The sequence below is a fragment of the Stenotrophomonas sp. YJH_SMC_127 genome, assembly GCF_059372445.1.
The window spans coordinates 67,556-80,820 of sequence record NZ_JCAFVO010000008.1 but is presented as its reverse complement, the minus strand read 5'-3'; the positions used below and the strand labels follow the sequence as shown (position 1 = coordinate 80,820).

General features: G+C 67.9%; 10 protein-coding genes. 4 read left to right on the top strand and 6 right to left on the bottom strand.

Annotation, left to right across the window (positions count from 1 at the left end):
- Positions 1-12: 12 nt before the first annotated feature.
- Positions 13-531, bottom strand: coding sequence for a c-type cytochrome (locus AC5QAB_RS16840; RefSeq protein WP_014035592.1), 519 nt, complete (start codon positions 529-531; stop codon positions 13-15).
- A gap of 196 nt (positions 532-727) precedes the next feature.
- Positions 728-1,345: a TetR/AcrR family transcriptional regulator gene (locus AC5QAB_RS16835; RefSeq protein WP_014645572.1), complete on the bottom strand. Its 618-nt coding sequence runs from the start codon at positions 1,343-1,345 to the stop codon at positions 728-730.
- A 159-nt stretch (positions 1,346-1,504) separates the two neighbouring features.
- Here AC5QAB_RS16835 and AC5QAB_RS16830 point away from each other — a divergent pair, with 159 nt between their 5' ends.
- From AC5QAB_RS16830 to AC5QAB_RS16820, 3 genes are read left to right on the top strand one after another with little or no spacing between them, the layout of a single operon-like run.
- Positions 1,505-2,668 carry an isovaleryl-CoA dehydrogenase gene (locus AC5QAB_RS16830; RefSeq protein WP_014645571.1) on the top strand — a complete coding sequence of 388 codons (1,164 nt, stop codon included), beginning with the start codon at positions 1,505-1,507 and terminating at the stop codon, positions 2,666-2,668.
- A 10-nt stretch (positions 2,669-2,678) separates the two neighbouring features.
- Positions 2,679-4,289, top strand: coding sequence for a carboxyl transferase domain-containing protein (locus AC5QAB_RS16825; RefSeq protein WP_100450894.1), 1,611 nt, complete (start codon positions 2,679-2,681; stop codon positions 4,287-4,289).
- An 8-nt stretch (positions 4,290-4,297) separates the two neighbouring features.
- On the top strand, positions 4,298-6,313 hold the full coding sequence (locus tag AC5QAB_RS16820) for an acetyl/propionyl/methylcrotonyl-CoA carboxylase subunit alpha (RefSeq protein WP_495233505.1): 2,016 nt from the start codon (positions 4,298-4,300) through the stop codon (positions 6,311-6,313).
- 19 nt (positions 6,314-6,332) lie between these two features.
- Here AC5QAB_RS16820 and AC5QAB_RS16815 read toward each other — a convergent pair whose 3' ends face one another.
- Positions 6,333-7,499: a putative peptide maturation dehydrogenase gene (locus AC5QAB_RS16815; RefSeq protein ID WP_329856225.1), complete on the bottom strand. Its 1,167-nt coding sequence runs from the start codon at positions 7,497-7,499 to the stop codon at positions 6,333-6,335.
- 138 nt (positions 7,500-7,637) lie between these two features.
- Here AC5QAB_RS16815 and AC5QAB_RS16810 point away from each other — a divergent pair, with 138 nt between their 5' ends.
- Entirely contained in the window at positions 7,638-7,931 is a 294-nt protein-coding gene (locus AC5QAB_RS16810) for an NHLP-related RiPP peptide (protein ID WP_032956215.1), read from the top strand.
- A gap of 7 nt (positions 7,932-7,938) precedes the next feature.
- Here AC5QAB_RS16810 and AC5QAB_RS16805 read toward each other — a convergent pair whose 3' ends face one another.
- The 3 genes from AC5QAB_RS16805 to aceA form a co-directional block, all read right to left on the bottom strand.
- Positions 7,939-10,431 carry a putative peptide modification system cyclase gene (locus tag AC5QAB_RS16805; protein WP_197556925.1) on the bottom strand — a complete coding sequence of 831 codons (2,493 nt, stop codon included), beginning with the start codon at positions 10,429-10,431 and terminating at the stop codon, positions 7,939-7,941.
- Positions 10,432-10,444: 13 nt separating this feature from the next.
- Complete coding sequence (locus tag AC5QAB_RS16800; protein WP_032956218.1) at positions 10,445-11,485, bottom strand: GGDEF domain-containing protein; 1,041 nt, start codon at positions 11,483-11,485, stop codon at positions 10,445-10,447.
- Between the two features lie 432 nt (positions 11,486-11,917).
- Positions 11,918-13,219 (bottom strand): isocitrate lyase, encoded by a 1,302-nt coding sequence (gene aceA, locus AC5QAB_RS16795; protein ID WP_197562177.1) that lies wholly within the window; start codon positions 13,217-13,219, stop codon positions 11,918-11,920.
- Positions 13,220-13,265 lie beyond the last annotated feature (46 nt).

Here is a 13,265-nt window from a genome sequence, read left to right as displayed (position 1 = left end):
GCGTTGCGGCGGTTACTTCAGGTTGCCCAGCATCCAGTCCACGGTGGCGTGGATCTGTTCTTCGGTCAGCGCCGGGTTGCCGCCCTTGGGCGGCATGATGCCGCCGTCGGGGCCGGTATAGCCCTCGATGGCGTGCTTGTAGAGGGTGTCCTTGCCCTGCGCGATGCGCTTGTCCCAATGCGAATGGTCCAGCGTCGGTGCCATGCCCACACCGTTGGTGTGGCAGGCGGTGCACAGGTTGTCGAAGATCACCTTGCCATCTTTGGTGCCGCCGTAGGCCACCTGCGACGCCGCCTTGGCCAGCGCGGCGGCCTTGGCCGCGGCCTGCGCGGCGGCGCCGGTGCTGCCGGCATAGACCGCGCCGGTGGGCGAAATGCGCTGTTCGGTGCGCTTGGCCGCAGTGGGCGACACCTCGGGCGGAATCCGGGTGTGGATGTAGGCGGCAAGGAGGATGAGGCCGAGGGTGATGGTCGCCAGCAGCGCGATCACCATGGAGAAGCGTTTCAGGAACTCCAGATCGTAATTCCGCACTCTTCGTTACCCCTGGCTGATAGTCGTTGGACCACGGCTGAGCGACTGCGTGATGGACCGAGTATAGAACGCGCCTTGCGTGCGACAACAGGCGTCACTGCTGGTGCGGCGCAACATGCCGGAGGATGGGGTCAGATCCCTTTTGCGGCGCAAAAGGGATCTGACCCCAGCAACAGAAGCCGGCCAACGGCCGGCGCTACCGGATTACCGGGGCACCGATCGCGCGCAGGCAGAAGCTGCAGATCGCATCCACCAGCGCGTCTTCGTCGCGGTGCGCTTCGCGGCTGGGCGCGGTCGGACCGACCATCGCCTCGGTGAAGGCGCCGACCAGGCACGCGGCGGCCACATGCGCGTCCTGCGCCGGCAGCTCACCGGCGGCCACGCCTTCCTCCACCAGCCGCAGGAACACGTCGCCGAACGCGCGACGTCCGCGCATGCGCTCGGCCTCCACGTCCGGATCGACCGGTTCGACGATGAAGGCGTGCGCCAGCCCCGGCCCGGCCAGGGCGCGGCGGACGAAGGCGGTGATTGCCAGCCGCAGGCGCTCGCTGGCCACCTCCGGACCGCTGGCGATGCGCTCCATGATCGCGACCTCGTGGGCCACCGCGGCGTTGAGCACCTCCACGAACAGCTCGGCCTTGGACGGGAAGTGGCGATAGATCAGGCCGGTGGACACCCCCGCCTGGGTCGCCACGGCGGTCACCGGGGCGTTGCGCCAGCCGCCGGTGGCGACCAGCTCGCGGGTGGCCAGCAGGATCCGTTCACGGGCGCCCGCCAGGCGTTCTTCCATCAATGCAGAGCGTTTATAGGCCATGTTCTGATTCTAGTTTCAATTTTTGAATTCGTATTCACTTCTTATCCGAACCCCGCTACGCTGGGGCCATCGCCCGTGCGGGTGGCGGTCCTGCCGACCGCCGCCCGCTCCCCCGCCGGGTGCGTCCATTCCCTGCCATCCCGCCGTGGAGCCACCACAATGCACGTGCCATCCCTGAACTTCGATCTTGGCGAAGACATCGACCTGCTGCGCCAGAGCGTGGCCCATTTTGCCGCCGCCGAGGTCGCACCGCTGGCCGCCGAGGCTGATGCCAGCAACCAGTTCCCGCTGGCCCTGTGGCCGAAGCTGGGCGAACAGGGCCTGCTCGGCCTCACCGTGGAAGAAGAATACGGTGGTACCGGCATGGGCTACCTGGCCCACGTGGTGGCGATGGAAGAAATCTCGCGCGCCTCCGGCGGCATCGGCCTGTCCTATGGCGCGCACTCCAACCTGTGCGTGAACCAGCTGCGCAAGAACGGCAACGAAGAACAGAAGCAGCGCTTCCTGCCCGGCCTGTGCAATGGCAGCCTGGTCGGCGCACTGGCGATGAGCGAACCGGGTGCCGGTTCGGACGTGGTGTCGATGAAGCTGCGTGCCGACAAGCGCGGCGACCGCTACGTGCTCAACGGCAACAAGATGTGGATCACCAACGGCCCGGATGCCGACGTGCTGGTGGTCTACGCCAAGACCGACATGGAGGCCGGTGCCAAGGGCATCACCGCGTTCCTGGTCGAGAAGGGCATGAAGGGCTTCTCCACCGCGCAGAAGCTGGACAAGCTCGGCATGCGCTCCTCGCCCACCTGCGAGCTGGTGTTCCAGGACTGCGAGATTCCCGAAGAGAACGTGCTGGGCCAGGTCGGCGGTGGCGTGCGCGTACTGATGTCCGGCCTGGACTACGAGCGCGTGGTGCTGTCCGGTGGCCCGCTGGGCCTGATGGCCGCGGCCATGGACGTGGTCATGCCCTATGTGCACGAGCGCCACCAGTTCGGCGAACCGATCGGCAGCTTCCAGCTGATCCAGGCCAAGATCGCCGACATGTACGTGGGCCTGGGTGCCTGCCGCGCGTATGTCTATGCCGTGGCGCGCGCCTGCGACCAGGGCCGCACCACCCGCCAGGACGCCGCCGGTGCGATCCTGTACGCCGCCGAGAAGGCCACCTGGCTGACCGGCCAGGCGATCCAGATCCTCGGCGGCAACGGCTACATCAACGAATACCCGACCGGCCGCTTGTGGCGCGACGCCAAGCTGTATGAAATCGGCGCCGGCACCTCGGAGATCCGCCGCATGCTGATCGGCCGCGAACTGTTCCAGCGCACCCTGTAAGGCCACCGCGATGACCGTCCTGAACAGCCAGCTGCAACCAGGCAGCGAAACGTTTGAAAGCAACCGCGCGGCCATGCAGGCCGTGGTCGACGACCTGCATGCCACCCTCGCGCGCACTGCGCTGGGTGGCAGTGAGGCGGCACGCGCCAAGCACACCGCGCGCGGCAAGCTGCTGGTGCGCGATCGCATCGACGCCCTGCTCGACCCCGGCAGCGCCTTCCTGGAAATCGCGCCGTTGGCCGCGCACGGCATGTATGAAGACGCCGTGCCCGCCGCGGGCGTGGTGGCCGGCATCGGCCGGGTGAGCGGCGTGGAATGCGTGATCGTGGCCAACGACGCCACGGTCAAGGGCGGCACCTACTACCCGATGACGGTGAAGAAGCACCTGCGCGCGCAGGAGATCGCCGAGCAGAACCACCTGCCGTGCATCTACCTGGTCGATTCCGGTGGCGCGTTCCTGCCGCTGCAGGACGAAGTCTTCCCCGACCGCGACCATTTCGGCCGCATCTTCTACAACCAGGCCAACCTGTCGGCGCAGGGCATTCCGCAGATCGCCTGCGTGATGGGCAGCTGCACCGCCGGTGGCGCCTATGTGCCGGCGATGAGCGACGAGACCGTGATCGTGCGCGAGCAGGGCACGATCTTCCTCGGCGGCCCGCCGCTGGTGAAGGCGGCCACCGGTGAAGTGGTCACGGCCGAGGAACTGGGTGGCGCCGACGTGCACACCCGCATCTCCGGCGTTGCCGACCACATGGCCGACAACGATCTGCAGGCACTGGCACGGGTGCGCGCGATCATCGCCCAGCTCAACTGGCGCAAGCCGGAACCGGCGATGGCGGTGCGGGCCCCTGAAGCGCCATTGCTGCCGGCCCATGAGCTGTATGGCGTGATCCCGGCCGATACGCGCAAACCCTACGACGTTCGCGAAGTGATCGCGCGGCTGGTGGATGGCTCGCGCTTCGACGAGTTCAAGCCGCGCTACGGCGCAACGCTGGTGACCGGTTTCGCCCATCTGAACGGCTACCCGATCGGCATCATCGCCAACAACGGGATCCTGTTCTCCGAGTCGGCCTTGAAGGGCGCGCACTTCATCGAGCTGTGCACCCAGCGCAACATCCCGCTGGTGTTCCTGCAGAACATCACCGGCTTCATGGTCGGCCGCAAGTACGAACAGGGCGGCATCGCCAAGGACGGCGCCAAGCTGGTGATGGCGGTGGCCTGTGCCAGGGTGCCCAAGTTCACCGTGGTGATCGGCGGCTCGTTCGGTGCCGGCAACTACGGCATGTGCGGCCGTGCGTACTCGCCGAACTTCCTGTGGATGTGGCCGAACGCGCGCATCGGCGTGATGGGCGGCGAGCAGGCCGCCAGTGTGCTGGCCACGGTCAAGCGCGATGGCATTGAAGCCAAGGGCGGCCAGTGGCCGGCGGCGGAAGAGGATGCCTTCAAGGCACCGATCCGCGACCAGTTCGAACAGCAGGGCCACCCGTACTACGCCAGCGCGCGCCTGTGGGACGACGGCGTGATCGATCCGGCCGACACCCGCCAGGTGCTGGCGCTGGCGCTGTCGGCCAGCCTCAACGCCGCCCCGCAGCAGACGCGCTTCGGCGTGTTCCGCATGTGACCCGTGCCATGACCGAGCACGCTCCTATGAAGCACGTTGCCATGTTCAGCAAAGTCCTGATCGCCAACCGCGGCGAAATCGCCTGCCGCGTCATCGCCACCTGCCGCCGCCTCGGCATCGCCACCGTGGCGGTGTATTCCGATGCCGACCGCAACGCACGCCACGTGCGCCTGGCCGATGAAGCCGTCCACATCGGCCCGGCCGCCGCACGCGAGAGCTACCTGCGCAGCGATGCCCTGCTTGATGCCGCGCGCGCTACCGGTGCACAGGCCATCCACCCCGGTTACGGCTTCCTGTCCGAGAATGCCGACTTCGCCGATGCCTGCGCCGCCGCCGGCATCACCTTCATCGGGCCACCGCCCAGCGCGATCCGAGCGATGGGTGACAAGAGCGCGGCCAAGGCGCTGATGGCCAAGGCCGGTGTGCCGCTGACGCCGGGTTACCACGGTGACCAGCAGGCGCCGGACTTCCTGCGCGCGCAGGCCGATGGCATCGGCTATCCGGTGCTGATCAAGGCCAGCGCCGGTGGCGGTGGCAAGGGCATGCGCAAGGTCGAACTCAGCGAGGACTTCGTCGATGCGCTGGCCAGCTGCCAGCGCGAGGCGGCCTCGGCGTTCGGCAACGACCACGTGCTGGTCGAGAAGTACGTCGAGCGCCCGCGCCATATCGAGATCCAGGTGTTCGGTGACAGCCACGGTGAGGCGGTCTACCTGTTCGAGCGCGACTGCTCGGTGCAGCGCCGCCACCAGAAGGTGCTGGAAGAAGCGCCCGCGCCGGGCATGAGCGCGGAACGTCGTGCTGCAATGGGCAAGGCCGCGGTCGATGCCGCACGCGCAGTGGGCTATGAGGGTGCGGGCACGGTGGAATTCATCGCCGGCCCGGACGGCGATTTCTACTTCATGGAAATGAACACCCGCCTGCAGGTCGAGCACCCGGTCACCGAATACATCACCGGCACCGACCTGGTGGAGTGGCAGCTGCGCGTGGCTTCGGGCCAACCGCTGCCGCTGCGCCAGGACCAGCTGGCCATCCACGGCCACGCGATCGAAGCGCGTCTGTACGCCGAGGATGCCGACCGTGGCTTCCTGCCCTCCACCGGCACCCTGCGCCGCCTGCGCCTGCCGGCAGCGTCGGCCAACGTGCGCGTCGATACCGGCGTGGAGGAAGGCGACAGCATCACCCCGTACTACGATCCGATGATCGCCAAGCTGATCGTCTGGGACGTGGACCGCGACGCCGCGCTGCGCCGCATGAGCCAGGCCCTGGCCGACTGCCAGGTGGTGGGCTTGACCACCAACGCCGGCTTCCTGCGCCGCCTGGTGAATACCGATTCGTTCGCGCACGCCAGGCTGGATACGGCGCTGATCGAACGCGAACAGGCGGCATTGAGTGCCGTGGGCAACACGGATGATGCCTTGTGGCAGCTGGCCGCCGTGGCCGCGGTTGCAAGCACTGCCGGTGCCAGCACCGACGCGCGCGACCCGCATTCGCCGTGGCAGGCCCAGGACGGCTGGCGCCTTGGCGCATCGGCACCGCGCGTGCTGCCGCTGCAGCAGGGCGAACGCAAGCACACGTTGAGAGTGTGGGCACAGGCCGATGGCTGGCGCGTGCAGCGCGATGACGCCGCACCGGTGCAGGTGACCGGCACGGCCGATGCGCAGCGCTTGTCAGTGCAGTTGGATGGCCGTCGCTGGTCACTGCAGCAGCTGCGCGAAGGCGATCAGCTGTATCTGTTCGGCGCCGATGGCCAGCACCGCTTCACCCTGCATGATCTGGTGGGCGAATCGGACCACGCCGTGGCCGATGCCGGCAGCCTGCTGGCGCCGATGCCGGGCAAGATCGTCGCGACACTGGTCGCGGCCGGCACCGAGGTCAAGCGCGGCACGCCGCTGGTGGTGTTGGAAGCGATGAAGATGGAGCACACGCTGCAGGCACCGGCGGACGGCACGGTGAAGGGTTACCGCGCCAAGGCCGGCGACCAGGTGGGTGATGGTGCGGTGCTGGTGGACTTCGAAGCGGCGTGAACGCCGGGGCGGCGACCGCTCAGCGGTCGTCGCCCGCCACCACCCGGCCAGCGGGATCGAATTCGGCCGTGTCCAGCGTGGCACTGCGCCAGCCCAGGCCGCAGATGGCCATCGCACTCTGTCCGATGCCGTCGAAACCGAAGGCGCGATCGACATCGGCATCGTTGATGGCTGCGGTGACAAATGCCGCCAGGCCACGCTCGGTCGCGCACAGGTACAGCAGCTGCGAGATGTGGCCGACATCCAGCGTCACCGCACGATATGCCTTGGCGTGATTGCGGTACTTCCAGAAGCAGCGGTCGTACCGCGGTGCCAGCACCAGCAGCGCCGGTGCATCGGCGAACCACTCCTGACCGGACAGCATCCGCCGTGCCAGCGCAGGCAATGCATCTGCCGGCGGCGAAGGCAACGGCAGTACCGCGTGCTGCACGGGGTGGTAGTGGTACAGCCCCGGTACCAGCCCTTCCACGTTCTGTACCAGCAGGAAACCTTCGGTAGGATGCAGGCCGCCACCAGAGGGCACGTTCTTCTTCAGGAACTCGGTATCACGCTCGACCTTCTGCACCGCGTGCGCCATCAGCGTACGCTGCAGCACCTGGGCCAGCAGCGGCAGCGGCAACGCGCGCTGCGGGTCGAAATTGCGGCAGGTGGTGCGACGCGCCAGCAGTGCATCGAACGCGGCCTCTTCGCTGCGCGGCAGCGGCTGGTAGTCGCCCTGCATCGGCTGCACCACCGGCGGTGGCGGCCCCAGGCGCTGGCGCAGGCCGGCCGCGGTGTCCAACCCCTGCCGGCGCATGTCCTCCACGCTGTCCACGGCCTGCCAGCGCGCATGGCGATGGGCCAGCGCAGCCAATGGCCACCACTGGCTGCGCCGCAGCGCCTCGTCGCGCATCTGGTGCCCCACCTCGCTCGGTGGGTCGGTCAACAGCAGGCCCTGTTCGACCAGGCGGGCCAGCATGGCCGGGCAGGCATCGGCGGGCGGTTCGCTCCAGCGGTGCGCGCTGAGCCCGCCCAGCAGCTGGCGCTCCTCGGCGTCCACCGGCAGTGGCTGGTCCAGGTGGGCGGCCAGCGCCACCCAGCTGATCTGGCTGTCCATCTCGGCGTGGCCGGCCAGCATCGCGCGCAGGTCCAGGGTGACCGCCTCGCGAGGCTCGAACATCAGGCTGGCGCAGCGGCGCAGGCGCATCGGTTTCCTTCCTTGTGCCGCACAGCCGGCATAGCAGCAACGACCGCAGCGCGGCCAACTTTAGCGACGTGCACAGCGCGGCCCTCAATGGCAGGCTGTCGCGGCCGATACGAGTAGCTCCACCTACGGACAATCCCCATGAGCCATCCCCGTCTTTCCGCCGCCGACGCCAGCACCCTGCTGGACCACCTGATCGGCAGCGAAGCGTTCCGCAGCCACTTCACCGCTTCGCCGGCCAAGGCCCTGGCCTCGATCGGGCTGGACGGTGCCGTTGGCGAAAACGACTGCATGAAGATCGGCACCCTGGCCTCGGTCGAGGAGCTGAGCCGGGTGCGTGATGGGCTGCAGGCCCACCTGTCCGGGTCGGTAGCGGCCATGACCGTGGTGTTCTGCTTCGAAGCCGGCAAGGTCGGCGAACGCATCGACGGCTGACCGACCATCACGGTGCGCCGGCCGTGGCCGGCGTCGCCCACGTGGAGACGTCATGCACGTTCAGCGGTTGCCACACCTGCAGCGCGGTGACCTCGGCAATCGCCCGGCCCCGGTGCTGGGCCAGCCAGGCCTGCTGGCGGCGGACGGCGGCGGCGTCGCCCTGCGCACGCAACGCGAGCAGCAGCACCACGTGGGCCTGCACCGGCTCGTTGCCGTCGAGCATCGGCTCGATCAGGGTGCGGGCGGCATCCGGTCGCTGCATCTGCAGTTGATCCTCCGCGCTGACGATGCGCAGCCAGCGTTCCGCGACTGGACTACGCAGGCTGCTCAGCAGCGGCCGCTGCTCGTCCAGCCAGCGCCTGGCCAGATCGAACTGGCCCTGGCGCTGGGCCAGGTGCACCAGCGCCAGCCATTGCAGGACACGCGCATGCAGCATGGGATCATCGCGCTCCTGCAGCATCGGCTGCAGCAGTGCGGCGATGGCCTGCAGTCCGGTCCGGTCCGCCGTGCCGCACAGCGCCGATACGCTGGCGTGCTGCAGTCGCTGCTGCACCTGGAAGTCGGCCAGCGTCGGCGCCGGTGCGTCTTCGCGTACCGCCTGCTGCATGGCCGCGCAATCGCGCTGCGCGGCCGCCAGCAGCAGCTGCGCGCGCAGCTTCATGCGCTGCTGCAGGGCATCGGTGGCACGGATCTGCGGCAGCAGCTGCGCGGCCTTCGCATACTGTCCCTGCGCCACCAGCACGTCCACGCCGGTCTCATCGACATCATCACGACCGCGCAGGACCTGTGCCTGGGCCAGCGTCCCGGCCGCAAGCTGCGGCTGGTTGGCGGCGATCTGTATCCGCACCAGGTGGACCAGCGGATACAGGCGCAGCGGATCCTGCGGCACCGCAGCCGCACGCGCATAGGGTTCGGCCTCGCTGAACTGGTTGGCCTGCAACAGGTACCAGGACGTGTTGGACAGCCCCGCGAACGAATCCGGATAGACCTTGGCCAGCGTGCGCCAGTGCTCCAGCGGCCAGCCACCGGGCTCCAGCTCGGCCATCCAGGCCTTCAGGTACAGCCGCTCGCGTGGCGGCAGGCGATCCTGCAGGTCCAGCGCGTGCTGCATGGCTTCGCGCGCGCGCCGCCCTTCCTCGACGCGCGCATGCAGCTTGGCCACGCCCATGTAGGCCAAGGCAAAACCGGGATCGATGTCGATCGCGGCCTGGTAGAGGTTGCGTGCTTCTTCGAAGCGACGCTGACCCAGTGCGCTCTCGGCCAGCGCGAACGCACGCAGTGCGCGCAGGTCCTGGGTCGAGGCGCGCGGCAGCGGCAGGGATTGCTCCAGGCTGGCCACCGACTCGCCCAGTCCGCGACGCAGGCGACCGACCACGTCGTCCACGGCGAACACCATCTGGTCGGATCGATCGGCGGTGGCGGTGAAGGTCTGGATCACCTGGCCACTGCCCGGTGCGGCAACATCGATGGCCAGCTCGTAGCCACCGATCTTCTGCCGCACGGTCGGCAGCAGCACCGCGCGCGCGCCCTCCCGCACCGCCACATCGACTGCGGTATCGCGGTTGAGCCGGGTATCGCCCGAGAGCCGCGCCATTTCCAGGCTTTCGCGGATCTTGCCTTCCGACAGCACGTTCACGTAGCGCGACTGTTCCAGCGCGATCCGGATCGCGTGCCGCATCGAGTCATCGAAGATCGGATCGCCGGTGAGGTTGTCGACATCGCCAAGCACCACCCAGTCACGTTCGGCGAAGGCAATGGCCGGCTCCGACCGCAGCAGCAGCCAGCCGCCCAGCACGGCCGCGGCAAGGATCAGGCCTTCGGCGGCCAGCACCAGCGGTTGCCGCCACAGCGGCAGGTCGCGGCGCGCCTTGGCGTTGGCGCGCGGCATGCGCAGCGGCGCCGAACCGATCTCGCCCACTTCGATCACTTCCTGCACCACCGGCACGCCCTTGAAGCGCCAGCGCCCGTGCGATTTCCACAGCAGGCGCGTGCCACGCTCGCCCAGTGCATCGGTGGCACGGCGGGTCAGCGATTCGGCCACCGCCGACAGCAGGATCTGGCCGGGGCGGGCCAGCATCATCAGGCGCGCCGCCATCGGCTTGGCCAGGCCTTCCACCTCCATCGACTTGGCACCGGCACGGACCGCCTCGGTACTGTTCTCCCAGGTCAGCACGTCGCCCACGTGCAGGCCGGCGCGCGCGCGCAGTTCAATCGCGCGCTGCTGGCCCAGCGCGTGCAGTTCGCGCTGGTAGTCCAGGGCGAAGCCCAGTGCGTCGACGGCGCGCTCGAACAGCATGAACAAGCCATCGGAGCGATCGATCAGCTGGCCGTTCCAGCGCTGCTGCAGCACCAGTACCAGGCGATCGTGTTCCTGGAACAGGCTTGCCGCCGCCACATCGCCGATCCGCTCGACCAGCTGCAGCGAATCACACAGATCGGTGAACAGCAGGGCGCGCAGCTGTGGGCTATGCGGGGCTGACGTTCCGTTGTCGCCATTCATCGCCTGCCTCTCCCTATTGGCCGTCCGGATCATCCGCCCAGCGCAGGCAGTTGCCGCCATCGCGCTTGGCCTGGTACAGCGCACGATCCGCGCAGGCATACCACTCGCTCCAGCCTGCCTCCGGCGCCAGCAGGCAGGCGCCGATGCTGACCAGGCTCACATGCGGCGTGCCATGGCTGCGCTCGAGCAGGCCATGCACCGCACTGATGATGAACTCGGCCGCGTGCTGCACGATCTCGTGATTGCCACGGCGCAGGATCAGGCAGAACTCATCGCCACCAAGCCGGCAGGCCAGGTCCTGCTCGCCGGCCATCGAGCGCAGGATGTTGCCCATGCTCTGCAGCACGCGGTCGCCGGCCTGGTGGCCGTGGCGGTCGTTGATCTGCTTGAAGCGGTCGCAATCGATCAGCAGCAGCGCCTGCGGCGGCCCCTCGGCCCGCTCGCGGCACTCCTGCAGGTACAGGGTGAGGCCTCGCCGGTTGTGCAGCCCGGTCAGTTCATCGGTACGCACCAGCTCACGGGTGTGGGTCAACTGATGGGTAGTGATGTACAGATTGTCCAGCGCGGTTTCCAGATCGTGGTTGCGCCGGCGCAGCTGTGCGATCAGTGCCTGTTCGTTGGCCAGCACGCGCATGATCGTGCGGCGCAGGAAATAGGCCACCAGGCCGGGATCGGATTCGACCAGCCGATGGAAATCGGCCGGGCCCAGCTCCAGCACATCGCAGTCGACCAGCGCGCGCGCACTGGCGCTGCGCAGGTGGTCGCCGACCAGCAGGCCCAGTTCTCCGAAGAACTCGTGCTGCCCGAGCGTCTTGATCACCAGGTCCTCGCCGAAGTCCAGTTCGATCTGGCCTTCGAGGATCACATACATGCGCTCGCCGCGGTGGCCACGCTGGAACAGCCACTGTCCGGCACGGAGCTTGCATGCGCGGGCGAATCTGGCGAACAATGCCACCTCGGCATCGGACAACAGAGCGTGCACGATCTCGGCCATCGCCACCCGGGCGATACCTGTCGTCACATCACTGTTCTCGGCCGCACCCCTGCCGGTCATTCCCTGCACCCGCCGCCAGCGTCCCCTGGTGAGCCGCGGAGCATAGCACCGCTTTAAAGTGTGCGCCCTATCTCATTTTGACCCTTCTGCCGATCTTGATTGATGTGAAGATCGGTGATGGCCCGTTCTGGTCACGGGTGTCCGGGCAAAACTCCTGCTGGATCAATCCGATGCCGGGTTTCACAGGGTTTCGGCCAAGTTGCCGGCACCGGGGTGCGCCTGATTGACGCTCCGCGCGTGCTGCGCCCTTGCATCGATACAACAACGCCGGCAGGTCCCCCGACCGGCCGGCGTTGTCTGGCCCTTCCCTGGCCACCCTGATCACCCGGAGCCCGGTAGTGCCGGCCGCTGGCCGGCAACTGCATGGGCTTCGGAAACATCGATGGGTTGCCGGCCAGCGGCCGGCACCACCGGATCACGCGGCGCGCCGCATCACGCCGCGCGTTCGCTGCGCCCGCCATGGAACTGTTCTTCCTCGGTCGAGCCGGTCAGCGCGGTGGTCGACGACTGGCCCTGCTGGATCGCCTGGGTCACCGCATCGAAGTAGCCGGTACCGACCTCGCGCTGGTGCTTGACCGCAGTGAAGCCGCGCTCGGCCGCTTCGAACTCGGCTTCCTGCAACTCGACGAACGCGCTCATCTGGCGGCGTGCGTAGCCGTGGGCCAGATTGAACATGCCGTAGTTCAACGCATGGAACCCGGCCAGGGTGATGAACTGGAACTTGTAGCCGTAGCTGCCCAGTTCGCGCTGGAACTTCGCAATGGTGGCGTCGTCCAGGTTCTTCTTCCAGTTGAAGCTGGGCGAGCAGTTGTAGGCCAGCAGCTTGCCCGGGAACTTCGCGTGGATCGCCTCGGCGAACCTGCGTGCGAATTCCAGGTCCGGCTTGCCGGTCTCGCACCACACCAGGTCGGCGTAGGGCGCATAGGCCAGGCCGCGGCTGATCGCCTGGTCCAGGCCGTTGCGGGTCTTGTAGAAGCCTTCGACGGTGCGCTCACCGGTGGTGAACGGCTTGTCGTTGCCGTCGATGTCGCTGGTCAGCAGATCAGCCGCTTCGGCATCGGTGCGCGCCACCAGCAGGGTCGGCACGCCCAGCACATCGGCGGCCAGGCGCGCGGCGTTGAGCTTCTCGATCGCCTCGCGGGTCGGCACCAGCACCTTGCCGCCCATGTGGCCGCACTTCTTCACCGAGGCCAGCTGGTCCTCGAAGTGCACGCCCGCAGCACCGGCCTCGATCATCGCCTTCATCAGTTCGAAGGCGTTGAGCACGCCGCCGAAGCCAGCCTCGGCATCGGCCACGATCGGCTGCAGGAAATCGATCTCGTCCTTGCCTTCGGCGTGGTGCAGCTGGTCGGCGCGCAGCAGCGTGTTGTTGATGCGCTTGACCACTGCCGGCACCGAATCGGCCGGGTACAGCGACTGGTCCGGATACATCTGCCCGGCCAGGTTGGCGTCGGCCGCCACCTGCCAACCGGACAGGTAGATCGCCTTCAGGCCCGCCTTGACCTGCTGCATGGCCTGGTTGCCGGTCAATGCACCCAGCGCGTTGACGAACTCGCGCTCATGCAGCGACGCCCACAGCTTCTCCGCACCCAGGCGGGCCAGCGAATGCTCGATGTGGACGGTGCCGCGCAGGCGCACCACGTCGGCGGCGCTGTAGTTGCGCTGGATGCCTTCCCAGCGCGGGTTGGTATCCCAGTCGTGCTGGATCTGTTCGGCAGTGGGCAGCGTGCTCATGTCTTTCTCCAGTTCGGTTCGTGCGTGCAGCGGGGAGGGAAACGGC